The sequence below is a fragment of the Nocardia brasiliensis ATCC 700358 genome (genome assembly GCF_000250675.2).
Taxonomy (GTDB): Bacteria; Actinomycetota; Actinomycetes; order Mycobacteriales; family Mycobacteriaceae; genus Nocardia; species Nocardia brasiliensis_B.
On the sequence record NC_018681.1, the window covers coordinates 7,887,514 to 7,913,036 of the forward strand.

A 25,523-nucleotide genomic window follows, 5' to 3' on the forward strand; every position below is an offset into this window, starting at 1 on the left:
ACCGGCATCTCCTTCACGTCGTTCACGGGGCCTCATCGGCGGACGGTGGGCTCTTCGTCCCAGCCGGGCGCTGTGTATTCGCTTGCAACATGCGCGACACGTCCTCTGTTCCCACCGCGGCCGCCGCGCACCGGAAAACCGGTGCCGTACGGCCGGACCGCGCAGTTAAGGTGTGCGCCATGGCAGGAGCCTCTACACCGGCGGTGCGTGTGCTGACCAAGGCGCGAGTCGAGCACCGCGTGCACGCCTACACCCACGATCCGCGGGCCGACTCGTTCGGGACCGAGGCGGTGGACGCGCTCGCGGACAGCGTCGGGGTGGTCGCGGCGCAGGTCTTCAAGACGTTGGTACTCGAGCTGTCCACCGGGACGCTCGCGGTGGCCGTGATGCCGGTGCCGAACATGTTGTCGCTCAAGGCCGCCGCGGCCGCGCTGGGCGCGCCGAAGGCGAGCATGGCGGACAAGGCGAAGGCCGAGCGGAGCACCGGCTACGTGCTCGGCGGGATCTCCCCGCTCGGGCAGCGCAAGCTGTTGCCGACGGTGATCGACGACTCCGCCCTGTCCTGGGACCGGATCCTGTGCAGCGCCGGACGGCGCGGGCTGGAGATCGAGGTGGCCCCGGCCGAGCTGATCCGGCTGGCCGCGGCGGTGACCGCCACGATACGGACGGTGTAAAACCGGGAATTCGCGACAACCTGTGCGTCAATGGACGAGCCAGATTCGTCCGACTCGAGGATGTGATGCGAAATGTCCGCGCAACTGCGTGTGCGCTCCATGATCGTCGCCCTGCTCGGAACCTTCGCCTTGGCCTGCGGCGTGGCGGCGCCGGGCAGCGCCGTGGCCCAGGCGGCCCCGCCCGCCGCGACCCAGATCGATGACGGCGCCACCCAGAGCCCGGACAAGCAGGCCGACAAGGCCGAGAAACTCGGCGGCACCGTGACCACCAAGGTGATCGACCTGGTCACCGGCATCGTGAAATGCGGGTTGAACATCGCGAGCCCGTCGGTGAAGTGCTCGATCTGACCCAGCCCTTCGGGTGACGAGTCGCCGGGCCGAGCGGATCAGAGCAAGCTGATCTGCTCGGCTTCTTCCTTTTCCGGCACCGGCGCGAGCAGTTCGGGCCCGTTGTTCTTCACGCTGTTCACCAGCGACGGGACCGGTCGCGCCACGATGCCCGCGATGACCTCCTCGCTGGGCGTCTCCAGCAGGCTCGCGGGCGCGGGGTGGTCCGGGTCGAGCCAGGCGTCCCAGTGCTCCTGCGGCATCGGCAGCGGCATCCGATCGTGGATGCGGGTCAGGTCGCCGATCGCGTCGGTGGTCAGGATGGCGCACGACAGCAGCGGCTCGCTGTCGGGCAGCGTGCGATCGCGCCAGACCGACCACAGCCCCGCCATGTACAGCCGGGAGCCGTCGGCCGGCGCCATGAAGAACGGATGCTTGGCCACCTTGCCCTTGGCGCCCGCCTGAGGTTCGACCACCCATTCGTACCAACCGTCCATCGGCACCAGGCAGCGCCGGTACTTCACGGCGTCGCGGAACGAATTGGTGGTCGCGGCCTTGTCGGCGCGGGCGTTGAACAGCGGCTTGCCCTTCACCGGCACGCCCGGCTCGGCGGCCTTGGTCCACACCGGGATCAGGCCCCAGCGCATCCGGCGCAGGCGCAGCTTCGGCTCGTCGTCCTTGTGACCGTGCTCGTGGCGCTCGACCACGGTGAGGATCTGGGTGGTCGGCGCGACGTTGTAGTTGGTGTAGTTGCCCGCGCCCGCGGTGTCGGTCTCATCGATCGCATCCAGCTCGACCGCGAGCCGGCCGGGATCTGTCGTGGTCGCATATCGTCCGCACATATCTCGATACTCCCACCCCGCACCGACAACCTCATGGACAATTGGTCCATAGCTGGTGACCTGTTGAGAGTTTTGACCTAACATTCTCTCAGAGGATGGGGGTTCATCGTGCCCGTCCGCTGACGCATGCGCACCGACCGGCCACCGCCTGGACACCGCGGGCGCCGTCGCCCGAGCAGCCACCGGCAAGAGGAGAAGACTCACCGTGACATCCACCGACATCAAACCGGCCGACCACGACACGGCACTCACGTCGGTCAATCCCGCCACGGGCGAGGTCATCGGCACGTACCCGATCGCCGACGAGGCGGCGGTGCGGGCAGCCGTGGCAAAGGCCAGGACCGCCGCCGCCACCTGGGGCGCGCTGAGCTTCGACGAACGGCGCACCCACCTGCTGCGCTGGTCGAGCCGGCTGGTCGCGGATTCGGACGAGTTCTGCAAGCTGATCCACGCCGAGAACGGCAAACCGCTCGACGACGCCTTCCTCGAACTGATGCTCGCGCTCGAGCACATCGCCTGGGCGGCCAAGAACGCCAAGAAGCTGCTCTCGCCGAAGAAGGTCGCACCCGGCGCGTTCATGTCGAACTTCGCCGCCCGGGTCGAGCAGCGCCCGCTCGGGGTCGTCGGCGTGATCGGCCCGTGGAACTATCCCGTCTACACCCCGAACGGGTCCATCGGTTACGCGCTGGCCGCAGGCAACACCGTGGTGTTCAAGCCGAGCGAATACTCCACCGGCATCGGCAATTTCCTGGCCGAAGCGTTCGCCAAGGCCAATCCGGAACTGCCCGAAGGCGTGTTCATCACCGTCAACGGTTCCGGTGCGACCGGGGCGGCGCTGGTCAAGGCCGATATCGACAAGATCGCGTTCACCGGCTCCACCGCGACCGGCAAGCGGATCATGGCGGCGGCCGCCGAGAACCTCACCCCGGTGCTGCTCGAATGCGGCGGCAAGGACGCGGTGATCGTCGCGGGTGACGCCGACGTGAAGGCCGCCGCCGACGCGGTCGCCTGGGGCGCCACCGCCAACAGCGGCCAGACCTGCGCGGGCGTGGAGCGGGTGTACGTCGACCGCTCGGTGCGCGAGGAATTCGTCGCCGAGCTCAAGAAGATCCTGGAGAAGGTCGGCCCCGGCGAAGGCGAGGGCGCGGCGTACGGCCCGATGACCATGCCGAGCCAGATCGACATCGTGCGCAAGCACATCGATGACGCGCTGAAGAACGGCGGCACCGCCGTGCTCGGCGGCCCGGAATCGGTGAAGGCGCCGTTCATCGAACCGGTCGTGCTGCTCGACGTGGACGAGAACTCGCAGGCCGTGCAGGAGGAGACCTTCGGCCCGACGGTCACCATCCGCACCGTGAACGGCGTGGACGAGGCGGTCGAGCTGGCGAACAACAACCGGTACGGGCTGTCCTCGGCGGTCTACTCGAAGAAGAACGGGCTCGACATCGCGCGCAGGCTGCACGTCGGGGCCACCTCGGTGAACTCGGTGCTCGCCTTCGCGGCCATCCCCGGCCTGCCGTTCGGCGGCGTCCGCGACTCCGGCATCGGCCGCATCCACGGCGAGCCCGGCCTGCGCGAGTTCTCCCGCCCGCACGCGATCGCGGTGCAGCGCTTCGCGATTCCCGGCATGGCGCTGCTCAGCTACTCGCGCACCCAGTCCACCATGAAGCTGCTGCGCAAGCTGGTCCCCTTCATCCACGGACGGCACAAGTAGCGAACACCGCCCGCGTGTCCGCCGGGGCGAGCTGAGAAGATGGAACACGTGAGTTTCTGGCCAGCGCCCCATGTCGATGTCCCTGTGCACGCGACCGTGACCCTGCCCGGGTCGAAATCGATCACGAACCGGGCATTGATCCTGGCCGCCCTGGCGGACGGGCCCTCCACCCTGTCCGGGGCGCTGCGCAGCCGCGACACCAATCTGATGATCGCGGCGCTCAGCGCGCTGGGTGCGGTCATCGAGGGTGACGGTGACACGCTCACCGTCACCCCGGCCACGCTGCGCGGCGGCACCGTGGACTGCGGGCTCGCGGGCACCGTGATGCGGTTCCTGCCGCCGGTGGCCACCCTGGCCGCGGGCGAGGTGGCCTTCGACGGCGACGCGCAGGCCCGGGTCCGCCCGCTCAGCACGATCCTGGCCGCGCTGCGCCACCTCGGCGCCGAAATCGACGGCGACGCACTGCCTTTCACGGTGCACGGCAAGGGCGCGCTGCGCGGCGGCACCGTCACCATCGACGCGTCCGGATCCTCGCAGTTCGTCTCGGGTCTGCTGCTGTCCGCGGCCCGGTTCGACGAGGGCCTGACCGTGCACCACGACGGCAAGGCGCTGCCGTCGATGCCGCACATCGAGATGACCGTCGAGATGCTGCGCCGCGCGGACGTGCAGGTGCAGACGCCCGCGGACAGCCGCCAGGCGCAGACCTGGGTCGTCACGCCGGGCCCCATCCGCGCGGTGGAATGGGATATCGAACCCGACCTGTCCAATGCGACACCGTTTCTCGCGGCCGCCGCGGTCACCGGCGGCGAGGTGCGCATCCCGCACTGGCCGCGGCTGACCACGCAGCCGGGCGACGTGATCCGGGAGATCCTGGTGCGGATGGGCGCCGAGGCGCGCATCTTCGACGGCGTGCTCACCGTGCACGGCCCGGATCGGCTGGCCGGCATCGACATCGACCTGCACGACGTCGGCGAACTCACCCCCACCGTCGCCGCGCTGGCCGCCCTGGCCGACTCCCCCTCCGTGCTGCGCGGCATCGCGCACCTGCGCGGCCACGAAACCGACCGCCTCGCCGCCCTGTCCACCGAGATCAACCGGCTCGGCGGCAAGGTCACCGAGACCGAGGACGGGCTCGAGATCGTGCCGGCCACGCTGCACGGCGGGCGCTGGCACTCCTACGCCGACCACCGGATGGCAACGGCCGGAGCCATTCTCGGCCTGCGCGTGCCCGGCATCGAGATCGAGGACATCGGCACCACCGCGAAGACGCTGCCGAATTTCGTCGCGCTGTGGCAGCAGATGCTCGACTCGCCGTCGGCCGATCAGGAGGCGGCGCACTGAGAAAGCGCGAGTACGACGAATCCGACGTCCGGGTGCGCCCGGGCAAGAGTTCGCGTCCGCGCACGAAAACCCGTCCGCAGCACAATGATGCCGAACCCGCCATGGTGGTGTCGGTGGACCGGGGCCGCTGGGGCTGTGTGCTCGGCGGGGATCCGGCCAAGCAGATCGTCGCCATGCGGGCCAGGGAACTCGGCCGCACCCCCATCGTGGTCGGCGATCAGGTGGACGTGGTCGGCGACCTGTCCGGCAAACCCGACACGCTGGCCCGCATCGTACGGGTCACCGATCGCCGAACGGTGTTGCGGCGCACCGCCGATGACACCGACCCGTTCGAACGCATCGTGGTCGGCAACGCCGAACAGCTGTTCATCGTCGTCGCCCTCGCCGACCCGCCGCCGCGCACCGGTTTCGTCGAGCGCTGCATGGTCGCGGCGTTCGCCGGCGGGCTGCGGCCGGTGTTGTGCCTGACCAAGCACGATCTGGACGCCGCATCCGAATTCGCTTCCGCCTTCGAAGATCTCGATCTCACCATCGTCTACGGCGGGATCGAGGATCCGCTGGAACCGGTGCTCGAACTGCTGCACGATCGGCTCACCGCGTTCATCGGGCACTCCGGCGTCGGCAAGTCGACGCTGGTGAATCGTCTTGTGCCGGACGCGTATCGGGCCGTCGGCGCGGTATCCGGGGTCGGCAAGGGCAAGCACACCTCCACCCAGTCGGTGGCGCTGCCGCTGCCCGCGGGCGGCTGGGTGATCGACACCCCCGGCGTGCGCTCCTTCGGCCTGGCCCACATCACCCCCGACGACGTGGTCGCCGCCTTCAGCGACCTCGCCGCCGCCATCGAGGACTGTCCCCGCGGCTGCACCCACCTCGGCCCGCCCGCCGACCCGGAGTGCGCCCTGGACCAGCTCCCCGGCAAGGAGCGCCGGGTCGCCGCCATCCGCGTCCTGCTCAACGCCCTGAACAGCAACGAAAACTATTAGCCGCCAGGCACTCCCGGCTCTACACTGCCGTCCATGCGTTACGTCGATCTGAATGCGACGGTCGGCGAGCTCACCGGGGTGCTCAGCCCCGCGCCCTACCTCCGGCGGCTGCCCGAGCTGGCCGTCGAGTTACCCATGGGCGCAAGGGCTTTCGCCACCGATCCGGAGCACTACGACTTCTACGGCAAGCGCTGCGTGAAAGACCTGAAGTTCCTGGACGTCCGGGACACCGACACCGGAGTCGAGCTCCGGCTCCGGCACAACTGCTGGAAACACGACGAAGACCTGACCATCCGCTACACCGCGCCGACGGACCGCGTCGTCACGCTCGGCGATCCGGGGCGTACCGGATTCCACGAATTGATCCTCGACGAAATCCTGCCGCATCCGGACGGCTGCACCCACGAACTCGTCTTCCACACCGGCACCGTCATGGTCACCTGCGCGGATCTCGCCGCCGACTGGACCGCGGCGGACTGTGCCGCCCTGCCGCAGCGCCGGGACCATTGATCAGCTGGGGACCTTCCCCAGTGATCATCTTTCAGCCGGACAACGCGTTCAGCCGGACAGCGCGGCGCGCGACCGGTCCTGGCCGTCGGGCTGGCCGGGGGCGAACGGCCACTCCTCGAACCAGGTGCAGCGGCCCTGGTCGTCGAAGCGCAGTATCCACAGGTCGCGCCAGCGGGCCGGTTGATCGAGGTAGTCGACCTCGGCCCGGACCACCGCGGTGACGCCGTCGACCGCGACGACTTCGGGCTCGATCGTGAACGATTCGCCCGGACCGTCGCGCCCGGCCTCCCAGAACTTCGCGAGCGCGGGTAGCCCGGTGAGCGGTTCGGCCCACGGGGAAACGAGATATCCGATGTCAGGGGCGAAGAGGTCGCCGAGATGCTCGGTACCAGGCTCCCGCCAGGCCCGTTCGTACGCGCCGACCCATGCCTGCACTGTGCTCCGGTCCACGCCGGGCCAAGTTACGCCGCTTCCCGGCTCCGCGTGCGACTTCCGCCGCAAATCCGACTGGGCAACGGGTTTGCGCACGCCGGGGAAATAGGAAACGCCCCGGGGCCGAAGCTCCGGGGCGCTTTCCTGTTCGAGTTGTCTCAGTGCCGACGACGCGGCTTGGGGGCGCGCTTCGGCTTGGACTGAGCGCGGGCGGCCTCGCGGCGTTCGCGCCGGGTGGTGTTGCCGGTGTCCTCGTCGCCGTACTCCTCGGCGTCGCTGTGCACCGCGCGGCCACCGCCCTCGGTCGGGCCCGAGTAGCTGAAGCCCCGCCGGTTGGGATCGTCGATGCCCTTGGCGCGCAAGGCCGCCGGGGCGGCGCTGCCGTTACCGGCCGGCGCCTCCTCGGTGGGCAGCGGACGCGGTGCGGACATCGCGCCGACCGGCGAGCGCAGGCCCGCGTCGATCGAGACACCCTCGGGCTGCGGTTGCTGCACCTCGACCTGCAGGTTGAACAGGAAGCCGACCGACTCCTCTTTCAACCCCTCGAGCATCGCCGAGAACATGTCGAAGCCCTCACGCTGGTACTCCACCAGGGGGTCGCGCTGCGCCATCGCGCGCAGGCCGATGCCCTCCTTGAGGTAGTCCATCTCGTAGAGGTGCTCGCGCCACTTGCGGTCCAGCACCGAAAGCAGCACCTGCCGTTCGAGATTACGCATGCTGCCCTGGCCGGCCAGCCCGTCGATCTCGGCCTCGCGCCGCTCGTAGGCGTCGTGCGCGTCGTCGAGCAGCGCGTCCAGCAGTTCCTCGCGGGTCAGGTCACCGGCGTCGCCGACCGCGGTCTCTCCGGCCAGGTCCTGGTGCCGGACGCGCACCGGGTACAGCGTCTTGAGCGCGGTCCACAGCTTGTCCAGATCCCAGTCCTCGACGTAGCCCTCGGCGGTGGCGCCGTCGACGTAGGCGGTGATCACGTCGGTGATCATCTCCTGGACCTGGCCCTCCATGTCCTCGCCGCGCAGGATCCGGTTGCGCTCGCCGTAGATGACGGTGCGCTGCTGGTTCATCACCTCGTCGTACTTGAGCACGTTCTTGCGGATCTCGAAGTTCTGCTGCTCGACCTGGGTCTGCGCGCTCTTGATCGCCTTCGAGACCATCTTGGCCTCGATCGGCACATCGTCGGGCAGGTTGAGCCGGGTCATGATCGCTTCCAGCGCGGCGCCGTTGAAGCGGCGCATCAACTCGTCACCCAGCGACAGGTAGAACCGCGACTCGCCCGGGTCACCCTGCCGGCCGGAACGACCACGCAGCTGGTTGTCGATACGACGCGACTCGTGCCGCTCGGTGCCGAGCACGTAGAGCCCGCCCGCCTCGCGCACCCGGTCGGCGTCGGCCTTGGTCTGCGACTTCACCTGTTCCAGCGTCGGCAACCAGGCCTGCTGGTAGGCGTCCGGCGTCTCGACCGGGTCCAGGCCCTCCTTGCGCAGGATGAGGTCGGCGATGATGTCCGGGTTGCCGCCGAGCACGACGTCGGTACCGCGGCCGGCCATGTTCGTCGCGACGGTCACCGCGCCCGGCCGGCCGGCCTCGGCGATGATCGCGGCCTCGTTCTCGTGGAACTTGGCGTTCAGCACGGTGTGCGCGATGCCGCGCTTGGTGAACTGCTTGGACAGGTACTCCGAGCGCTCGACGCTGGTGGTACCGATCAGCACCGGCTGGTCGCGTTCGTGCCGCTCGGTGACGTCGTCGACCACGGCCGCGAACTTGGCCTCTTCGGTCTTGTAGATCAGATCGGACTGGTCCTGGCGGATCATCGGCTTGTTCGTCGGGATCGGGACCACGCCGAGGTTGTAGATCTGGTGCAGCTCGGCGGCCTCGGTCTCGGCGGTACCGGTCATGCCGGACAGCTTGTCGTAGAGGCGGAAGTAGTTCTGCAGCGTGATGGTCGCCAGGGTCTGGTTCTCCGGCTGGATCTCGACCGCTTCCTTGGCCTCGATCGCCTGGTGCATGCCCTCGTTGTAGCGGCGACCGACCAGGATGCGGCCGGTGAACTCGTCGACGATGATCACTTCGCCGTCACGGACGATGTAGTCCTTGTCGCGGGTGTAGAGCTCCTTGGCCTTGATGGCGTTGTTCAGGTAGCTCACCAGCGGCGAGTTCGCCGCTTCGTACAGGTTGTCGATGCCGAGCTGATCCTCGACGAACTCGACGCCCGCCTCGTGCACGCCGATGGTGCGCTTCTTGATGTCGACCTCGTAGTGCAGGTCCTTCTTCAACAGCGGTGCGATGCGCGCGAATTCGGCGTACCACTTGCTGGAGGCATCGGCCGGGCCGGAGATGATCAACGGGGTGCGCGCCTCGTCGATCAGGATGGAGTCGACCTCGTCGACCACGGCGAAGTTGTGCCCGCGCTGCACCAGATCGTCGAGCGAGTGCGTCATGTTGTCGCGCAGGTAGTCGAAGCCGAACTCGTTGTTCGTGCCGTAGGTGATGTCGGCGCCGTAGGACACCCGGCGCTGCGCGGGCGTCATGCCGGACAGGATCACGCCGACCTCGAGCCCGAGGAAGCGGTGCACGCGGCCCATCCACTCGGAGTCGCGCTTGGCGAGATAGTCGTTGGTGGTGACGATGTGCACGCCGTCGCCGCTGATCGCGTTGAGGTAGGCGGGCAGCACCGAGGTGAGCGTCTTGCCCTCACCGGTCTTCATCTCGGCGATGTTGCCGGTGTGCAGCGCCGCGCCGCCCATGATCTGCACCTTGTAGTGCTTCTGGTTCAGCACCCGCCACGAGGCCTCCCGGCCCACCGCGAAGGCCTCGGCCATCAGCGCACCGAGCGGATCCGAGTGCCCCTCTTCGACCATGTCGGAGTAGCGCTCACGGAACTCGTCGGTCTTGCCGCGCAGCTCGGCGTCGGTGAGCTGTTCGTACTCCGACTCGAGTTCGAGAACCTGGTCGGCGAAGTTGGCGAGCCGCTTGACCATGCGACCCTCACCAATCCGTAGCAACCTCGTCAGTGTCAGCGCAGGCACGGGTCTCGTCAGTCCTCTGGTCGGTGTGTCAGTCGTGTCGATCGGCGCCGGGCCGAGGGTGGACACCCGGCCGGCGTGCGGGCTCGCGCGCCGGGCGCGGATTCCGCTGCACGGTTCATGGTAATGCGGTGCCGATCGTAGGCGTCGACAAGCAGCGGTGTTCGGTCACGCCGCAGGAACGAGCCTGCGTAGTCACCCGGCACCGGGGCACCTGCCGTGTCGTCCGCCCTGGTACTCACAGTACGCGGAACGCGGTCAGCTGCCAGCCCGCCCGATGCAACGCGACCCGCGCGGCGACCGCGAAGATCCGGTGGCCACGTTGGTACGTGCCGTACACCTCGGCGGTTTTCGGCCCCGCAGGTTCGACGCCGATCTTGGTCAGCTGCGCGGGCCCGAGGGCGGCGCCCCGCGGCGCGGTCCGGGCCAGCGTCTCGAGCGCGGCGAACACCGACGCGGAGGTCAGCGGCCGCACCTGCGCGACCGGTCGCCTGCCGTCGAGCACCTCGAGCACCAGCCGCAGCGAATTCTCCGCGAATCGATGTGCCGCCGAACCTGTTTCGGTCTCGGTCCCGTACGATGTAAGGCGTCCGTCGTGCCGGGCGCGTCGACCCGCGGCCCGTGCGGAAGACCCGCTGTGTGACGGCATGCGACGGCAGGGCAACGCCGCTCGTGGTGACGACGCAGCAGGCCGCGGCTGATCCCCGGCCGTACGATCACGGTCCAGCGGCGGTTCGAAATGTGGCGCGGGCGAAAGCGACGGTCGCCGACTGTGCATCCCATGTCCCCCTGTGATCGAATCGAGTCCCCGAGCTCGAATCAGACAGCCTGCCACGGAAGCCAGGACGGGTAAAGGGGAATGTCGATATCGCCGGATACGCCACAGCGGACAAGCTGAATCGTTGGGGCGACAGCACAATGGGGCGTGAGACGGCATCGGAAAAGGAGCACCGGGCAGCGTGATCACGAGACTGACCCCGCAGGACGCGTCCTTCTACCGGCTCGAGTCCAGCAGTAATCCGATCCATATCGGCTCCCTCGCGATCCTGCGGCACACCGATCCCGATTCCGCGGTCCCCGCGCTGGACTACGACCGGCTCGTCGATCTGGTCGAGGCCCGCCTCTCGCTGGTGCCCCGCTATCGCCGCAAGGTGCGCGAGATCCCGCTCGCGCTCGGGCGTCCGGTCTGGGTGGAGGACAGCGCCTTCGACATCACCTATCACATCCGCCGCTCCGCGCTGCCCGCCCCGGGCACCGACGCCCAGCTGCACGAGCTGGTCGCCCGGCTGTCCTCGCGCCCGCTCGACCAGACCCGGCCGCTGTGGGAGATGTACCTGATCGAGGGCCTGTCCGACGGCCGCTGCGCGCTGTTCACCAAGACGCATTCCGCGCTGGTCGACGGCGATACCGCGCTCGAGATCGGGCACGTCGTGCTCGACGCGGGCCCGTCACCGCGCGAACTCGCCGACGACGCGTGGCGCGCCCCGCGCGAGCCCGACGACATGGAACTGCTGCTCGGCGCGCTGACCCACCTGGCCGCGCAGCCGCGCGAAGCACTCGAGGTGGCCAGGCACGCGGGCGGCCAGGCGTTCGCGGTGATCGGCGCCGCCGGGCGGGCGGTGGACTCGGTGGTCACCGCGGTGCGCGCGGCGGCGAGCGGCACCCCGGACAGCCCGCTCAACGCGCGCATCTCGCGCAACCGGCGCTTCGATGTGGTGCGGACCGAACTGGAGGACTACCGCAAGATCCGCAAGCGCTTCGACTGCTCGATCAACGACGTCATCCTCGCGGTGGTCACCGGCGCGTTGCGCAACTGGCTGCTGTCGCGGGGCGAGACGCTCACCGAGCCGACCACGCTGCGGGCCGTGGTGCCGATGTCGGTGTACGTCGACGGGGTGGACGGCGCCCGGCTGAATCCGGCGAGCGAGGTGTCCTCGTTCCTGATCGATCTGCCGGTCGGCGAACCCAATCCGGTGATGCGGCTCTCGCACATCGCGCACGCCACCGAGGCCAACGGCAGGCAGCGGCGCGGGGTGCGGGCCCGGACCCTGGTCCATCTCGCCGGGTTCGCTCCGGCGAGCCTGCATGCGATGAGTGTGCGTGCGGCGAGTACGTTCGCAGAGCACACGTTCAATCTGGTGATCACCAACGCGCCGGGTCCGCAGACGCCGATGTACATCGGCGGCGCGCGGATGCTGGAGATGTATCCGGTGTCGCCGCTGCTGCGCAATCAGGCCTCGAGCATCGGGATCACGTCCTACGACGGACGGGTCTTCTACGGACTCAACGCCGACCGCGACGCGATGGCCGACATCGGCGTGCTGGCCGCGTCGGTGCGCGATTCCATGGAGGAGATGCTCGGTGCCTGCGTCTGATCAGGAGAAAATGCGGGTCTACATTCCCGCGACGGTGCCGATGCTGCGCGAGCTCGTCGCGAACCGGGAACTGCGCCCGGTCGGCGGGACCGCGTTCGCGGTGACCCCGGCGCTGCGCGAGGCCTACGCCTCGGGCGACGACGAGGAGCTGGCCGAGGTCGCGATGGGCGAGGCCGCGCGGGCCTCGCTGCGCCTGCTCGCCGCCGAACGCGACGATCTCGACGAACCGGCCGACGACGCCGAGCCGGTGCCGACCGGCCGCCCGGTCTATCGGCGCGCGGTGATCGCCGCCGACGTGACCGGCGCGAAGCTGCGGCCCGATCTCGACGACGCCGTGGTGAAGCTGCCGGGACTGCTGACCTACGACCAGATCGGCAGCGTGCACGTCGACCTGGCCCAGGCCGAACCGGAGGTGGCCAAGGCCGTCGACGTGGTGGACGCGGCGGACCTCGGCGACACCGACGCCGAATTCGTGCTCGGCGACGCCGAGGACCACCAGCTCGCCTGGTATGCCGCGCAGGAACTGCCGTTCCTGCTCGAATTGCTCTGAGCCGCGCGGTCACCGGACCGCGGCCCGAGGCGCTCCCCGGCCGAACCTACGATGCCGTAACCTTGCTGTGGCGTGGGCAGCGCATCCGACGAACAGGAAGATGAACGGCAGCGATGAGCTCGAAAAATGGGGGATTCTCCGTGCGCGGCGTGCGGGAGTGGCTGGAAGCTCCGGCCGCGAGCGTCGCCGAACGCGGCGGCAAGTTGAACGTGCTGCGGGGAGCCGTGGCCCGGGTCACCACCCCGTTGCTGCCGGACGACTACCTGCACCTGGCCAACCCGCTGTGGTCGGCGCGCGAGCTGCGCGGCCGAATCGTGGACGTGCGCAAGGAAACCGCCGACTCGGCCACCCTGGTGATCAAGCCGGGCTGGGGCTTCGACTTCAAATACGAACCCGGTCAGTACATCGGCATCGGTGTGCTCGTCGACGGTCGCTGGCACTGGCGTTCCTACTCGCTGACCTGCCCGCCGAACTGGTCGGACCCGGGCGTCGGAGGTAAGCGGGTCATCTCGATCGCGGTCAAGGCGATGCCGGAGGGATTCCTGTCCAGCCATCTGGTCAGTGGCGTCCCGGTCGGCACCGTGGTGCGCCTGGCCGCGCCGCAGGGCGGTTTCGTGCTGCCCTATCCGCCGCCGGAGCGGGTGCTGTTCCTCACCGCGGGCAGCGGCATCACCCCGGTCATGGCGATGCTGCGGGCGATGGACCGGCGCGATCTGGTCACCGACGTGGTGCACCTGCACTCCGCGCACACCGCGCAGGACGTGATGTTCGGCGCCGAACTGCGCGATTTGCACGACCGGTACCCCAGTTTCACCTCCCACCTGCACCTCACCGGCGAGCAGGGCAAGTTCGCGCTGGCCGACCTGGACACGAAGTTCCCCGACTGGCGCGAGCGCCAGACCTGGGCCTGCGGCCCGGCCGCGATGCTCGACGAGATCGAGCACCACTGGCGCGACGCCGGCCTGGCCGACCAGTTGCACGTCGAGCGATTCGAGATCGAGCGCTCCGCGGTGGGCGAGGGCGGCACGGTCAGCTTCGGCAAGACCGGGCGTACGGTCGAGGTGGACGGCGCGACCAGCCTGCTCGAAGCGGGCGAGTCGGCCGGCGTGCAGATGCCGTTCGGCTGCCGGATGGGCATCTGCCAAACCTGTGTCGTGACACTGAGTTCCGGCTACGTGCGCGATCTGCGCAACGGCGACGAGCATCGCGAAGGCGACAAGGTGCAGACCTGCATCTCCGCCGCGGCGGGCGACTGCACGCTCGACGTCTAGACGACGCCGCGGCGCGCCGGGCAACGCGGCCCGGCGACGACGACACGGCAGCACGGGGCGCCCTTGGGTACCCTCGAAGCAAATCGAGTAGGGAAAGGACCCCCGGTGGCCATCACCGATATTCAGGCGTTCGCCCATCTCACGGCGGCCGACATCGAGACACTGGGGCAGGAACTCGATTCGATCCGGCGTTCGGTGGAGCAGTCGCGTGGCGCACGTGACGCGAAGTACATCCGGCGGACCATCGCCGCGCAGCGCGGCCTCGAGGTGGCCGGGCGCGCGGTGCTGTTCGGCAGCCGCAATCGGTGGGCCTGGCTCACCGGCACCGCGCTGCTGTCGGTCGCCAAGATCATCGAGAACATGGAGCTCGGGCACAACGTCAGCCACGGGCAGTGGGACTGGATGAACGATCCGGAGATCCACTCCAGCTCCTGGGAGTGGGATATGACGGGGCCCTCGTCGCAGTGGCGGCGGGCGCACAACTACTCCCACCACACCTATACCAACGTGCTCGGCAAGGACGAGGACCTCGGCTTCGGCATCCTGCGGATGACCCGCGACGAGCCGTGGAAGCCGATCCACCTGGTGCAGCCGGTGGCGAACCTGGTGCTCGCGGCGACCTTCGAGTGGGGCATCGCGCTGCACGACTGGAGCATCGAGAAGGAACTGGCCGACACCCCGCGCTGGGAGGTGATGTCCCCGCCGAACGTGGAGTTCGGCCGCAAGATCGCCCGCCAGGTGACCAAGGACTTCCTGCTCTACCCGGCGCTCACCGGCCCGGCGTTCAAGTCGACGCTGAAGGCGAACGCGACCGCGAATCTGATCCGCAACCTGTGGGCCTACGCCGTGATCTTCTGCGGCCACTTCCCCGATGGCGCCGAGAAGTTCACCATCGAACAGCTCGAGGGCGAGACCAGCGGCGAATGGTATCTGCGGCAGATGCTCGGCAGTGCCAACTTCAAGGCGGGTCCCGCCATGGCGTTCATGAGCGGCAACCTCTGCTACCAGATCGAGCACCACCTGTTCCCGGACCTGCCGAGCAATCGGTACCCGGAGATCGCGGTGCGGGTGCGCGAACTGTGCGACAAGTACGACCTGCCGTACACCACGGGCTCGCTCGGCAAGCAGTACCTGCTCGCCTTCCGGACCATCCACAAGCTGGCCCTGCCGGACCGCTTCCTGAAGGCCACCTCCGACAACGCGCCCGAGACCTCCTCCGAACGCAAGTTCGCGGGCATCACGCTGCCGTCGCTGCCCAGCGCGGAGACGGCGCACTGGCTCGGCGTCGACCCGGAAACCGGGCAGCGCCGCGGCCTGCGCTCGGCCCTGCGCGAGGCCAAGGTGGTGCTGAAGGAGAAGGCCCAGCAGGAGAAGGAGATGCTGCGCGAAGCCAAGCGCGCACTCAAAGAGAAGGCCGAGCACGAAAAGGTGGTACTGCGCGAGGCCACCCAGGCCCTGCAGGACCGCGCCCGCCAGGAGCAGGCTTCGCTGCGCCGAAAGGCCGTGCGCGAGAAGGCTTTGTGGCGACTGCGGCGCAGCCGCTGACCGACCCGGAACACCGGTACCCGCATCCGGGTACCGGTGCGCACTCCGCACTTACCAGCGCACCTTCAGATCGCTGACCACAGCGGCATGATCGGAGTAGAAGACTCCCGGGCCGTGCTTCGGCATCCGGGTGTCGACGATCCGGGCCGAGCGCACCTCGATGTCGCCGCGGGCGAAGGTGAAATCGATCCGCTGCTGCGTGAGCATCGGCTCGCTGGGCAGCGGGCTCCACGTCCGGCCCGGCGCCGCACAGACATCGGGGTTGGCCGCGCGGAAGGTGTCCACGAACCCGGCATCGGTGACCACCTTGGTGGCCTGGAGTGGATAGCTCGCGCCGAAGTGGTTCGGGCAGTTCGCCTGTGCGGGCGTCCAATCGGCGCCGGGCAGCGTGTTGAAGTCACCGCCGAGCAGCACCGGCGCGGTGTTGCCGCCCAACATCTGCGGCAACTGGGTGCCGATGATGTCGCTGATGTACTGCGTCTGCGCGCGCTCGGCCCGCACCACCGCGTCGACCGAATGCCTCGGGGCTTTGCCGTCGCGCAGATCCGTCGCGTTCTCGTCGATCAGATAGCCGTCCCACGGGTCGGTGTAGGTTAGCCAGGTGGCGAACAGGTTCAGCTCGCCGTCGTCCGGCACCCGGACGCGCACACCACCGAAGTGGAAATCGCTCGCCGGACCGCCCTGCGGTTTCGGATAGGTCGCGACCACTTCGTATTTGGTGAAGATCCACAGGTTGTCCGATCCGGCCGGGCGGTCGGTGACCCGCACGCCGGTATAGCGGCCGTTGTGGGCGCGCCGGGTCAGCGCGTCGGTGATGATGTCGCCGGAACCGTAGGTCTCCACGGCGAAGAACACGTCCGGTTGGAGTTCGACGATCTGATCGATCAGATCGTTCAGATTGGCCGGAGTAGGTTCGCGACCCCCGTGCAGGATGTTCCAGGTGAGTACGCGGATTCGTTCGTGATCGCGGGCGTGCGCGGCGGGCGCGAGCCCCACGGTGGCGATGCCCGCCAGCAGCAGGACGGCGAGCAACGCCTTGGATAATCGCATGAGCTGACTCCGTTCGTCGGGAACGCCGAAAGTTAGGCCGATGTTCGGAACCAGGCATGTCCGAAAGGGGAAAATTCGGCAAACAGGCCGGTAGGCGTACCGTTCGTACGGCAACTGGGGATCGATGACCGGACGCGTGGCCTACTTCCCGCCGCAATACCCGAAATGAAGCGCACAGCTTGCGCGGAGTGGGTTCGCGGGTGCAAAATCTAGCGGCCGCGTGACTGACGGCCGTGCTGGAAGGCTGTGCGGGAGAAGGCTTTACGCCGTACTGCGGACGCCCTTCAACTACCATCTTCTGATCGTGTTCGCAATGGGGGATTTGCCACACCGCTGCGGGGCAGCTCGTAACCTACGGTCACGTAACTTACGGTACTGTAACCGCCATGGCGATCTCGGATGTCAAGGAATACGCACACCTCACCGAGGCCGACGTGGAAGCACTCGGCGCGGAGTTCGACGCGATTCGTCGCGATATCGAGGAATCGCGCGGTGCGCGCGACGCGAACTACATCCGTAACGTCATCCGGCTCCAGCGCGCGCTCGAGATCGGCGGCCGCGGCGTACTGTTCGCCAGCTTCCTGCCGCCCGCCTGGATCGCCGGCGTCGCCATGCTCAGCACCGCCAAGATCATCGAGAACATGGAGATCGGGCACAACACCATGCACGGGCAGTGGGACTGGATGAACGATCCGGAAATCCACTCCAGCTCCTGGGAATGGGACAACGCGGGCGCGGCCAAGCACTGGAAGCACACGCACAACTACCTGCACCACAAGTACACCAACGTGCTCGGCATGGACGACGACATCGGCTACGGCCTGCTGCGCGTCACCCGCGACCAGCGGTGGAAGCCGTTCAACCTGGGCAACCCGATCTACAACCTGGTGCTGCAGCTGCTGTTCGAATACGGCGTCTCGATCCAGCACATGGAGCTGGGCAAGCTGGCCGCGGGCCGGTTCAAGCCGGGTACGCCCGAGCGCGCCGAGTTCGACCGCAAGCGCACCGAGGCGCTGACCAAGATGGGCAAGCAGATCCTCAAGGATTACGTGATCTTCCCCGCCCTCACCGGTCCGGCCTTCGTCACCACGCTCACCGCGAACCTGGCCGCCAACGCCATCCGCAACGTGTGGTCCAACGCCGTGATCTTCTGCGGTCACTTCCCCGACGGCGCGGAGAAGTTCACCAAGGCCGATATCGACAACGAGACCAAGGGCCAGTGGTACCTGCGGCAGATGCTCGGCAGCGCCAACATCTCCGGCGGTCCGCTCACCCACTTCATGACGGGCAATCTGAGCCACCAGATCGAACATCACCTGTTCCCCGATCTGCCGAGCAACCGGTATGCCGAGATCGCGGTCCGGGTCCGGGAGCTCGCCGAGAAGTACGACCTGCCCTACACCACCGGCTCGCTGCCGGTGCAGTACTTCAAGGCCTGGCGCACCATCCTCAAGCTCTCGCTGCCGAACAAGTACCTGCGCGACACCGCCGACGACGCGCCGGAGACCGCCTCGGAGCGCAAGTTCGCGGGCAACACCGTCGCCACCATCGACCCGGTCACCGGCAAGCGGCGCGGCCTGCGCACCGCCCTGGCCGCAGGCCGCCGGCGCCTGAACCGCCGCACCCCCGCGTACGCGGGCTGACCCGCCGCTCCCGCACCCTTTCCGTCCTCGCGCACCCGTTTTCGCATGGCACAGCGGGTGCGCGAACACGGAAAGGGTGCGTGTTCGTTGCGGGGTCCGCGGCTGGTTGACTGAGCGCGTGGGTGCTGACGGTCTGAGTGTTTACGACGCGATCCGGTTGCGGCGCGACGTGCGGGCGGAGTTCACCGGCGAGGTGCTCGACGACAGCACGCTGTGGCGGCTGCTGGAGGCCGCGCACCGAGCGCCCAGCGTCGGCAATTCGCAACCCTGGGATTTCGTGGTGGTGCGGGACCCGGCCACGCTGCGCGCCTTCGCCGCGCACGTGGCGGACAAGCGCGTCGAGTTCCGCGACGCGCTCCCGCCGGACCGGGCCGCGACCTTCGAACCGATCAAGATCGAGGGCATCGTCGAGAGCGGCACCGGGATCGTGGTGACCTACGATCCCGGCCGCGGCGGCCCGCAGGTGCTCGGCCGGGCCACCGTCCCCGAAACCGGCGTCTTCTCCACGGTGCTCGCGATCCAGAATCTCTGGCTCGCCGCGACCGCCGAGGGCATCGGGGTCGGCTGGGTGTCGTTCTACGCGCCGGAATTCCTCGCCGAACTCGTCGGGCTGCCCGCGGGCGTGCATCCGGTCGCGTGGCTGTGCGCCGGACCGGTGCACAGCTTCCAGCAGATCCCCGATCTGGAACGCTTCGGCTGGCGCGCCGGGCGGCCGCTGGCCGAGGCCGTGCATCACGAGGTCTACCGAAAGTAGTTCGCTGTATTGCATTTTGATGCACAATCCGGCGCGTCGTGCGGCGTGTCCCAGTGCATCCGCGCAGAATGTCTGCGTCCCCGCGCCACGACCGGAGGCATGGGGGTCGGGGTCGTGGGGTTCAGCTGCTCATCAAATGGGTACGTCCTTGTACGCACCCATCTCGGATGCAGCGTTCTTCGGCTCAGGAGGTTTGCCATGGCCAATGTCGACGCCGTCCGGCTGTCGAACGAGCTTGGCATCGATCTGGCACACGCAATGCTGCGCCTGCGCAGGGAAGGCCGCCCCGGCGAGTCCAACCACGACACGTGCCTGCGGATCATCGCCGACGAGGTCCGCAAACCGCAGACCCCGAAGCGCGACACCCACGTGTTCCGGACGCGTCCCGCGGCGGACGGCACAGTGCCGCTGCTGCCACCCACCCGCGCCCGGCACCGCTGACCGCCACCCGGATCGCCCGAAAGCGCACTGCGCCAGCGTGAAGCACGGCGTCAGCCTGAAGCACGGCGTCAACCTGAAGCACGGCGCCGACCGAAAGCGCTGCGTCAGCCCGAAAACGCTGCGCCAGCCGAAACCCTGCGCCAGCCCGACACCACTACGCCAACCTGAAAGCGCTGCGCCGACCCGAAACCACTGCGCCAGCCGAAAAGCAGCGCCGACGAAGCACTGCGCCAGCCCGACACCACAGCGCCAACCGAAACGCTGCGCCAGCCCGAAGCACTGCGCCAGCGACGCACTGCGCCAACGCGAGAGCACAGCGCCAGCCCGAAACCACAGCGCCAGCGACGCACTGCGCCAACCTGAAGCACTGCGCCAACCCGACACCACAGCGCCAACCGAAGCACTGCGCAAGCCCGCGAGCACTGCGCCGACCTGGAAAGGCACTGCGCCAGGTGTGATCCCTGGGTGGGCGCTCACCAGCGCAGCAGGACCTCGTGCTCGTTGTCCAGAATCCGTCCTGTCGGCACGAAGCCCAGCGACCGATAGAACCCCGCGGGACTACCCGGCCCGGTCGCGTAGCTGGTGTACAGCTCGCGGGTGCCCCGCGCCGTCAATCGCTGCACGAGCGCGCGCAGCGCCGCCCGGCCGATCCCGCGTCCCTGCGCCGGACCCGCGACCATGAAGCGCCACAGGAACACACCACGCAGGTCGGGGTGGTCCTCGTCCAGCCCGTGATGCACCATCAGGAATCCGGCGGGCGCGTCGTCGGCGTAGACGGCGCGAAACCACAGGCAGTCCGAAAAGTGGGCCTCGGCAATGGAAACGCCGTTGTCGATCACCATGGGACGCTGTTGCGCGCTCAGCGTCTCACTCAAACTGCATACCGCGTAGAGGTTTTCGCGGTCGATGCGGCGCAGCTCGATGCGCCGCGGCGCGGCCCCGGTCGATTCGGTCATACGCCTTGGTACTGCGCCGACCGGGGCCTGCTCAACCGGTTTTCGGTCAGACCCGTTCCAGCACGGCCGAGGCGCCGATGCCGCCCGCGGCGCAGATGCCGAGCAGCGCGGCGTTCTTGCCGGTGCGGGCCAGTTCGTTCGCCATCGTGGTCACCATCCGCGCGCCGGTGGCGCCGAACGGGTGCCCCAGCGATACCGAACCGCCGTGCACATTGAGCTTGTCGATATCGACCTCGCCGACGGCGGTGTCCCGGTCGAGCCGCGTCTTGGCCCACTCGGTGCTGGCCAGCGCCGACAGCACCGACAGCGTCTGCGCCGCGAAGGCCTCGTGGATGTCGACGAAATCGATGTCGCCCAGCGACATTCCGGCCTTGTCCAGCGCCCGCGGCATGGAGATCGCCGGGCCGATCAGCACCTGGTCGGTGGGGTCGACGCTGACGTAGCTCCAGGAGCGGAAGGCGGCAAGCGGCCGGTAACCGAGCGCGGCGGCCTTCTCCTCGCTCATCAGCAGCACGGCGGACGCACCGTCGGTGAGCGGGCTGGCATTGCCCGCGGTCACTGTGCCGTTTTCGGCGAAAACCGGCTTCAGTTTCGACAGTTTTTCGATGCTGGTGTTGCCGCGGACCAGTCCGTCGCGGTCGATCTCGACGCCCTCGGGCGTGCGAACCCGCAGCACCTCGTCGTCGAACCGGCCCGATTCGATTGCGGCGGCGGCCCGATGATGCGAGCGGGCGGCGAACTCGTCCTGGTCGGCCCGGCTGATGCCGTGGATGCGGGCCATCTTCTCGGCCGACTCCCCCATCACCTCGCCGGTGGTGCGTTCGGCGATCTTCGGCCGGCTCGGCAGGATGTCGGTGAACGGCGCGAGCTGCCGGATCGCGGCCAGGTAGTCCTTCGGCTTCGGCTTGCCGAGCGCCAGCGGCGCCGCCGCGTGCACCACCGACTGCGGCAGCTTCACCTCGGCATTGGAGGTGGAATCGCTGCCGCCGGCGATCATGATGTCGTATTCGCCGCGCTCGATCGCGGCCACGGCGGACGTGACCGCCTGCAGCCCGGACGCGCAGGCCCTGGTCACGGTGTGGCCCTCGCAGCCGGGGTCGAGCGCGAGGTCCAGGGCGATCTCACGGGCGATGTTCGGCGCGGCGCTGGGCAGGATGACCCCGCCCCAGACGATGGCCTCTACCTGGGCGCCGGGCAGCCCGGTCCGCTCCAGCAGGCCCCGGACCGCGGCATCGGCGAGCGCGATGGAATCCATCCGGGTGTATCCGGTGAACGCACGCACGAACGGCGTGCGCGCACCGGACACGATAACGGCACGGCGAGCAGCCTTGGTGGCCATGCGATTTCCTTTCGAGAGATCTATGGCCACCAAACTTACTCCTAAGTAAGTTCACCGTCGACCCCCTTCGCCGACGGTGACCCGTGCACAGCAGCGGCGATCCCCTCCACCGTCGCTGAAACCCGGTCTGCCACGCGCCGTTGCGCAACAGACCGGAGGCGCCCGTTCCGACGAACGCCCCTGCTCGTCCCGGAACACTCCGCAAGACCGATGTCGGCTGAAACCTCGGCGCGTCAGAACAGTAGCAATATTTCCACTGATTTTTCAAACCTTTTCTATTGGTTTGCTTTCTGACGTGGTCGGGCTCTACTCTGAAGCGCACTATGCATAGCCCTTCGGAGCTGTCGCGGCGCCAGAAGCGATTCGGCCGAATCATCAAGGAGCGCCGGGACGAGCTCGGCCTCACGCAGTTACAGATCGGCGACCTCGGGGGACCTTCGGCACCGACGATTCGCAAGATCGAAGACGGCGACGCCGCGATCAGCACGACCACGCTGAACAAACTCGATGCGCCGCTGCGCTGGCTCCCGGGGAGCGCCGCGCGCACCTACGCCGGCGGCACCCCGGCCGCCGACGAGCCCGCACCCGCCGCGCGGCAGCCCGGCGAGTCCGTCGTGGCCGGGCCCGACTCGATCCGCTTCGAACTCGCCGACCTCACCGGGCTGCTCGCGGCCGCGGGCCGGCTCAACGACGCGGTCGAACACGGCCGGACCACCCACCCGCAGGTGGTCGCCGCGATCAGCGAACTCAACCAGGTGGTCTCCAAGCTGTCGGCGCGCTACGCGACCGCCATGCTGGAACGCAACGGCGGCCCGGGCAGGCAGCTGCACCCGCTCGTCGAGATGGCCTTCGCGCACCTGCTCGAGGTGCCCGCGGAGTCCAGCGACACCACCGAACTTCACGAACGGCGCTACCGGCGCTGGCTGGCCGGACGATCAGAGGACGTCGATGCTGCGACAGAAGCACAGTTCCGGGCACGCTGGCTGGCGGCCAACGTGGACACGACCGCGAGTCGAAACGGCGGGTACTGAGGTGACGGAGAAAACCGACGACGCGCCGAGCGGCGCGACTCTCACGCTGAGTCACAAGATCAATCGACTGTTCGCCGTCGTGCATCCCCGCTCGGCCCCTGAGCGCAGCACCGCGACCGTCGCCGAACAGGCCGGCGGGTATCTCAGCCGGGTCATCGCGCCGAGCTACCTGGAACGCCTGCGCGGCGGCGAGTTCGACGGCGAGATTCCCGGCACGACAGTCGAACTCGACGTGCTCGCGGCGATCGCGCAGAGCTTCGGCGTGGCGGCCGACTACCTGACCACCTCGGGTCCGGCGGCCAGCGCGATCGATCGGGAATTGGAATTGCTCGCCACCATGCGCGATGCCAACGTCTCGAGCATCGCACTGCGCGGCTCGAATGTGGACCAGGCGATCCTGGCCCGGATCATCGAGAGCACGGACCGCACCTGACCGACGAGTCAGTCGGTAACATCGTGACCTACATGGGGGCACTGAGCTTGCTGTAGGAGTGAAATCGCATGGCCATGCAGGCCCGGTTCCGGAACCTGACCCGGGATGTCCCGATACCGCACCCGTGGAACCTGTCGAGCTATCTCGACGATGTCGCCGCCTATCGCGGCCGGCCCATCAGCCTGGTGCCGATCGATACCGCGCTGCTCGCGGGCACCGGCTGCGGCACCGGCAGCGGACTGTGGATCGCCAAGCACGACAGCGATGTGATCGTCTACGGCGCCGACACCACCGAATGGCATGCCGAGCACATCATCGTGCACGAACTCGGCCATATGCTGCTCGGCCACGGCCCGGAACAGCCTGCCGAGGGCGGACCGGAGCCGACCGCCCCCACCGTCGCGGAACTACTGCCCTCCATCTCCCCCGAATCCATCGCGCACGTGCTCGGCCGCACCGACTACGGCACCAGCCGGGAACGCGACGCGGAGACCTTCGCCGACATGGTCATGCTGCACGCCATGCGCCCGCCTCGGCGCGATTCCCTGCTGCATCGGACGTTCTTCCGCGACCGGCGCCGGTGAGCGCACCGCGGCGCGACGAGCGGATTGTCGTGCGGGAAACGGAGATACCGATCAGGTCAGCGTCTCCGGGTATCCAACGAACGCGCTGAACACCCGGAGCGGCGGACGAAAACGAACCTTCTATGCGAGCCGGATCAGGCCGTAGTCGAAGGCGTGCCTGCGATAGACCACCGACGGTCGGTCGGTCTCGCGGTCTTGGAAGAGGAAGAAGTCGTGGCCGACGAGTTCCATCTGGTAGAGGGCGTCGTCGACGGACATCGGAGTCGCGGTGTGCACCTTGGTGCGGACGATGTGGCCGGGCCCCGCCGCGTAATCCGGGTTCTCCGGCGTGTTCTCGGGGCGGTGGTGGTTGCCGCCGTCGGGGTGATCGTGCGCGGCGGAGGACCCGTTCGGCAGCGCGAACAGGGAATCGTCCACCAGATCGGCGGTGGCCTGGGCGACGGAGACCGGGGTCTTGTCTCCGTAGTGCACCCGGCGCCGGTCCTTGGTGCGGCGCAGCCTGCTTTCCAGCTTCGCGGTCACCGATTCGAGTGCGGCATAGAAGCTGTCGGCGCACGCCTCGGCGCGCACGATGGGGCCCTTACCGCGTGCGGTGATCTCGACGCGCTGACAACTCTTGCGCTGCCTACGGTTTCGCTCGTGGAAGAGTTCGACGTCGAAGATGAAGATCGACGGGTCGAAGCGTTCGAGCCTGGAGAGTTTCTCCGCGACATAGATTCGGAAGTGATCCGGAACCTCGACATTGCGACCTTTGACCACGACGTCCGCACGGGGCGTCCTGGCTCGATCCGCAATGGGTTGCTCGGTCACGTCCACGGTGCGATCGTCCAGCACCGAAGGATCAGCATCTTGCACTGAAGGTCGTGAAGAAGTCGTCACGCGTACCTCCCGGATATGGCCGCACAGGCGAACTGCGTGCGGCGGGATGAGCCGTGCCGATCGAGAATCTCTCGGCACATGATGTCCGAGGCGCCACCTCCAAACTCCCGGTTCGGGTGTGTGATCGCGACGCTAGTACGACATTCGGGAGTGCGCCAGTGTTCACGCAAATTTCCCGGAGTCAAGCAGCACAGGTAACCAATACGGCGCGCGCCGGTACCCCGATCCGGGCCAGCGCGCGCACCGACTCGCGCACCGTCGCCCCCGTCGTCAGCACGTCGTCCACCACCACTACCTCGGTGTTTTCCGCGATCCGGCACAGCGCCGCGGAACCGGGTACGGTGGTCACCCTGTCCTGCAGATTGTGTGCGCGTTCACGGGGTGTCAAGCCCACCGAATCCCGCACACCCCACCACACCCGCAGCACGGATACCATCCGGCTATCGGGCAGCCAACTCACGGCTATCTCCGCCGCGGCCACCACCGGATCACCGCCGCGCCGTCGCGCGGCGACCCGCCGGCTCGGCGCGGGCACGAGCACCAGCGGCCGATCGCCGCGCAGGCGCGCCAGCGCACCGGCCAGTGCCCGGCCGATCGGCGCCGCCAGATCGGTGCGCCCACTCTCCTTGGCCGCCAACACCGCTCGCCGCGCCGGGCCGCGGTACGGACCCAGCGCCCAGCACGGCACCCCGGGATCCAGCCGCGGCCGCACCCGGACCGGCGGGCCGGTCAGCGTGGCCGCGCAGGCGGCGCACCAGCCCACGCCGGGTTGCCCGCAGCCGGCACACGCGCTGGGCAGGATCAGATCGAGGAGGGTGCGCATCGCCCG

25 protein-coding genes are annotated in these 25,523 nt (G+C 68.4%); 16 read left to right on the forward strand and 9 right to left on the reverse strand.

The window, feature by feature from the left end; translation table 11 throughout:
* Nucleotides 1-179: 179 nt before the first annotated feature.
* Both ybaK and O3I_RS35115 read left to right on the forward strand, forming a co-directional pair.
* Nucleotides 180-674 (forward strand): Cys-tRNA(Pro) deacylase, encoded by a 495-nt coding sequence (ybaK, locus tag O3I_RS35110; protein ID WP_041563068.1) that lies wholly within the window; start codon nucleotides 180-182, stop codon nucleotides 672-674.
* A gap of 72 nt (nucleotides 675-746) precedes the next feature.
* Nucleotides 747-1,022, forward strand: a complete 276-nt coding sequence (locus O3I_RS35115; RefSeq protein WP_014987791.1) for a hypothetical protein — start codon at nucleotides 747-749, stop codon at nucleotides 1,020-1,022.
* Between the two features lie 38 nt (nucleotides 1,023-1,060).
* Here O3I_RS35115 and O3I_RS35120 read toward each other — a convergent pair whose 3' ends face one another.
* Nucleotides 1,061-1,843 carry an SOS response-associated peptidase gene (locus O3I_RS35120; protein ID WP_014987792.1) on the reverse strand — a complete coding sequence of 261 codons (783 nt, stop codon included), beginning with the start codon at nucleotides 1,841-1,843 and terminating at the stop codon, nucleotides 1,061-1,063.
* A 205-nt stretch (nucleotides 1,844-2,048) separates the two neighbouring features.
* On the opposite strand from O3I_RS35120, the gene O3I_RS35125 reads away from it, so the two are divergent.
* From O3I_RS35125 to O3I_RS35140, 4 genes are read left to right on the forward strand one after another with little or no spacing between them, the layout of a single operon-like run.
* Entirely contained in the window at nucleotides 2,049-3,557 is a 1,509-nt protein-coding gene (locus tag O3I_RS35125; RefSeq protein WP_014987793.1) for an aldehyde dehydrogenase family protein, read from the forward strand.
* 39 nt (nucleotides 3,558-3,596) lie between these two features.
* Complete coding sequence (aroA, locus tag O3I_RS46670) at nucleotides 3,597-4,898, forward strand: 3-phosphoshikimate 1-carboxyvinyltransferase (protein ID WP_041563069.1); 1,302 nt, start codon at nucleotides 3,597-3,599, stop codon at nucleotides 4,896-4,898.
* Nucleotides 4,895-5,881 (forward strand): ribosome small subunit-dependent GTPase A, encoded by a 987-nt coding sequence (gene rsgA / locus O3I_RS46675; RefSeq protein ID WP_041564753.1) that lies wholly within the window; start codon nucleotides 4,895-4,897, stop codon nucleotides 5,879-5,881. The genes aroA and rsgA overlap by 4 nt, the downstream gene beginning before the upstream one ends.
* Before the next feature lie 33 nt (nucleotides 5,882-5,914).
* Entirely contained in the window at nucleotides 5,915-6,391 is a 477-nt protein-coding gene (locus O3I_RS35140) for a hypothetical protein (RefSeq protein ID WP_014987796.1), read from the forward strand.
* A 48-nt stretch (nucleotides 6,392-6,439) separates the two neighbouring features.
* Here O3I_RS35140 and O3I_RS35145 read toward each other — a convergent pair whose 3' ends face one another.
* The 3 genes from O3I_RS35145 to O3I_RS46965 form a co-directional block, all read right to left on the reverse strand.
* Nucleotides 6,440-6,841 carry a nuclear transport factor 2 family protein gene (locus tag O3I_RS35145; protein ID WP_051066817.1) on the reverse strand — a complete coding sequence of 134 codons (402 nt, stop codon included), beginning with the start codon at nucleotides 6,839-6,841 and terminating at the stop codon, nucleotides 6,440-6,442.
* A gap of 140 nt (nucleotides 6,842-6,981) precedes the next feature.
* Complete coding sequence (gene secA / locus O3I_RS35150; protein ID WP_041563070.1) at nucleotides 6,982-9,846, reverse strand: preprotein translocase subunit SecA; 2,865 nt, start codon at nucleotides 9,844-9,846, stop codon at nucleotides 6,982-6,984.
* Nucleotides 9,847-10,081: 235 nt separating this feature from the next.
* Nucleotides 10,082-10,780 carry an Rv3235 family protein gene (locus O3I_RS46965; RefSeq protein WP_337587873.1) on the reverse strand — a complete coding sequence of 233 codons (699 nt, stop codon included), beginning with the start codon at nucleotides 10,778-10,780 and terminating at the stop codon, nucleotides 10,082-10,084.
* Nucleotides 10,781-10,802: 22 nt separating this feature from the next.
* On the opposite strand from O3I_RS46965, the gene O3I_RS35160 reads away from it, so the two are divergent.
* From O3I_RS35160 to O3I_RS35175, 4 genes are all read left to right on the forward strand, one after another.
* Nucleotides 10,803-12,218 (forward strand): WS/DGAT/MGAT family O-acyltransferase, encoded by a 1,416-nt coding sequence (locus tag O3I_RS35160; RefSeq protein ID WP_014987800.1) that lies wholly within the window; start codon nucleotides 10,803-10,805, stop codon nucleotides 12,216-12,218.
* Between the two features lie 10 nt (nucleotides 12,219-12,228).
* A complete protein-coding gene (locus tag O3I_RS35165; protein WP_014987801.1) occupies nucleotides 12,229-12,768 on the forward strand; it encodes a DUF6912 family protein in 540 nt (179 codons plus the stop codon).
* 113 nt (nucleotides 12,769-12,881) lie between these two features.
* Nucleotides 12,882-14,039, forward strand: coding sequence for a ferredoxin reductase (locus O3I_RS35170; protein ID WP_014987802.1), 1,158 nt, complete (start codon nucleotides 12,882-12,884; stop codon nucleotides 14,037-14,039).
* Between the two features lie 105 nt (nucleotides 14,040-14,144).
* Nucleotides 14,145-15,584: a fatty acid desaturase family protein gene (locus O3I_RS35175; RefSeq protein ID WP_014987803.1), complete on the forward strand. Its 1,440-nt coding sequence runs from the start codon at nucleotides 14,145-14,147 to the stop codon at nucleotides 15,582-15,584.
* Between the two features lie 51 nt (nucleotides 15,585-15,635).
* On the opposite strand, the gene O3I_RS35180 is transcribed toward O3I_RS35175, so the two are convergent.
* Nucleotides 15,636-16,634: an endonuclease/exonuclease/phosphatase family protein gene (locus tag O3I_RS35180; protein ID WP_014987804.1), complete on the reverse strand. Its 999-nt coding sequence runs from the start codon at nucleotides 16,632-16,634 to the stop codon at nucleotides 15,636-15,638.
* Nucleotides 16,635-17,020: 386 nt separating this feature from the next.
* On the opposite strand from O3I_RS35180, the gene O3I_RS35185 reads away from it, so the two are divergent.
* From O3I_RS35185 to O3I_RS35195, 3 genes are all read left to right on the forward strand, one after another.
* Nucleotides 17,021-18,277 (forward strand): fatty acid desaturase family protein, encoded by a 1,257-nt coding sequence (locus O3I_RS35185; protein ID WP_014987805.1) that lies wholly within the window; start codon nucleotides 17,021-17,023, stop codon nucleotides 18,275-18,277.
* Between the two features lie 118 nt (nucleotides 18,278-18,395).
* Nucleotides 18,396-19,031, forward strand: a complete 636-nt coding sequence (bluB, locus tag O3I_RS35190; RefSeq protein WP_014987806.1) for a 5,6-dimethylbenzimidazole synthase — start codon at nucleotides 18,396-18,398, stop codon at nucleotides 19,029-19,031.
* Nucleotides 19,032-19,229: 198 nt separating this feature from the next.
* Nucleotides 19,230-19,472, forward strand: a complete 243-nt coding sequence (locus tag O3I_RS35195; protein ID WP_014987807.1) for a hypothetical protein — start codon at nucleotides 19,230-19,232, stop codon at nucleotides 19,470-19,472.
* Nucleotides 19,473-19,945: 473 nt separating this feature from the next.
* Here the strand turns inward: O3I_RS35195 and O3I_RS35200 are convergent, their stop codons facing one another.
* Together O3I_RS35200 and O3I_RS35205 are read right to left on the reverse strand one after the other, a co-directional pair.
* Complete coding sequence (locus tag O3I_RS35200; protein ID WP_014987808.1) at nucleotides 19,946-20,428, reverse strand: GNAT family N-acetyltransferase; 483 nt, start codon at nucleotides 20,426-20,428, stop codon at nucleotides 19,946-19,948.
* Nucleotides 20,429-20,474: 46 nt separating this feature from the next.
* On the reverse strand, nucleotides 20,475-21,767 hold the full coding sequence (locus O3I_RS35205) for an acetyl-CoA C-acyltransferase (RefSeq protein WP_014987809.1): 1,293 nt from the start codon (nucleotides 21,765-21,767) through the stop codon (nucleotides 20,475-20,477).
* Nucleotides 21,768-22,090: 323 nt separating this feature from the next.
* Between O3I_RS35205 and O3I_RS35210 the strand changes: the two genes are divergently transcribed.
* The 3 genes from O3I_RS35210 to O3I_RS35220 all read left to right on the forward strand — a co-directional run bounded on the left by O3I_RS35210 (nucleotide 22,091) and on the right by O3I_RS35220 (nucleotide 23,815).
* Nucleotides 22,091-22,798, forward strand: a complete 708-nt coding sequence (locus tag O3I_RS35210; RefSeq protein WP_014987810.1) for a helix-turn-helix domain-containing protein — start codon at nucleotides 22,091-22,093, stop codon at nucleotides 22,796-22,798.
* A 1-nt stretch (nucleotide 22,799) separates the two neighbouring features.
* Nucleotides 22,800-23,231: a hypothetical protein gene (locus O3I_RS35215; RefSeq protein WP_014987811.1), complete on the forward strand. Its 432-nt coding sequence runs from the start codon at nucleotides 22,800-22,802 to the stop codon at nucleotides 23,229-23,231.
* 68 nt (nucleotides 23,232-23,299) lie between these two features.
* Nucleotides 23,300-23,815, forward strand: a complete 516-nt coding sequence (locus O3I_RS35220; RefSeq protein WP_014987812.1) for a hypothetical protein — start codon at nucleotides 23,300-23,302, stop codon at nucleotides 23,813-23,815.
* 120 nt (nucleotides 23,816-23,935) lie between these two features.
* Here the strand turns inward: O3I_RS35220 and hpf are convergent, their stop codons facing one another.
* On the reverse strand, nucleotides 23,936-24,694 hold the full coding sequence (gene hpf, locus O3I_RS35225) for a ribosome hibernation-promoting factor, HPF/YfiA family (RefSeq protein ID WP_063632292.1): 759 nt from the start codon (nucleotides 24,692-24,694) through the stop codon (nucleotides 23,936-23,938).
* 181 nt (nucleotides 24,695-24,875) lie between these two features.
* On the reverse strand, nucleotides 24,876-25,517 hold the full coding sequence (locus O3I_RS35230) for a ComF family protein (protein WP_014987814.1): 642 nt from the start codon (nucleotides 25,515-25,517) through the stop codon (nucleotides 24,876-24,878).
* Between the last annotated feature and the right edge of the window lie 6 nt (nucleotides 25,518-25,523).

Excerpts from the sequence above, each read along its gene's own strand:
- ybaK (WP_041563068.1), top strand. The coding sequence starts at position 180 with ATGGCAGGAGCCTCTACACCGGCGGTGCGTGTGCTGACCAAGGCGCGA.
- O3I_RS35115 (WP_014987791.1), top strand. The coding sequence starts at position 747 with ATGTCCGCGCAACTGCGTGTGCGCTCCATGATCGTCGCCCTGCTCGGA.
- O3I_RS35120 (WP_014987792.1), bottom strand. The coding sequence starts at position 1,843 with ATGTGCGGACGATATGCGACCACGACAGATCCCGGCCGGCTCGCGGTC.
- aroA (WP_041563069.1), top strand. The coding sequence starts at position 3,597 with ATGGAACACGTGAGTTTCTGGCCAGCGCCCCATGTCGATGTCCCTGTG.
- O3I_RS35140 (WP_014987796.1), top strand. The coding sequence starts at position 5,915 with ATGCGTTACGTCGATCTGAATGCGACGGTCGGCGAGCTCACCGGGGTG.
- O3I_RS46965 (WP_337587873.1), bottom strand. The coding sequence starts at position 10,780 with ATGCCGTCTCACGCCCCATTGTGCTGTCGCCCCAACGATTCAGCTTGT.
- O3I_RS35165 (WP_014987801.1), top strand. The coding sequence starts at position 12,229 with ATGCGGGTCTACATTCCCGCGACGGTGCCGATGCTGCGCGAGCTCGTC.
- O3I_RS35170 (WP_014987802.1), top strand. The coding sequence starts at position 12,882 with ATGAGCTCGAAAAATGGGGGATTCTCCGTGCGCGGCGTGCGGGAGTGG.
- O3I_RS35180 (WP_014987804.1), bottom strand. The coding sequence starts at position 16,634 with ATGCGATTATCCAAGGCGTTGCTCGCCGTCCTGCTGCTGGCGGGCATC.
- O3I_RS35185 (WP_014987805.1), top strand. The coding sequence starts at position 17,021 with ATGGCGATCTCGGATGTCAAGGAATACGCACACCTCACCGAGGCCGAC.
- O3I_RS35195 (WP_014987807.1), top strand. The coding sequence starts at position 19,230 with ATGGCCAATGTCGACGCCGTCCGGCTGTCGAACGAGCTTGGCATCGAT.
- O3I_RS35200 (WP_014987808.1), bottom strand. The coding sequence starts at position 20,428 with ATGACCGAATCGACCGGGGCCGCGCCGCGGCGCATCGAGCTGCGCCGC.
- O3I_RS35205 (WP_014987809.1), bottom strand. The coding sequence starts at position 21,767 with ATGGCCACCAAGGCTGCTCGCCGTGCCGTTATCGTGTCCGGTGCGCGC.
- O3I_RS35210 (WP_014987810.1), top strand. The coding sequence starts at position 22,091 with ATGCATAGCCCTTCGGAGCTGTCGCGGCGCCAGAAGCGATTCGGCCGA.
- O3I_RS35220 (WP_014987812.1), top strand. The coding sequence starts at position 23,300 with ATGGCCATGCAGGCCCGGTTCCGGAACCTGACCCGGGATGTCCCGATA.
- O3I_RS35230 (WP_014987814.1), bottom strand. The coding sequence starts at position 25,517 with ATGCGCACCCTCCTCGATCTGATCCTGCCCAGCGCGTGTGCCGGCTGC.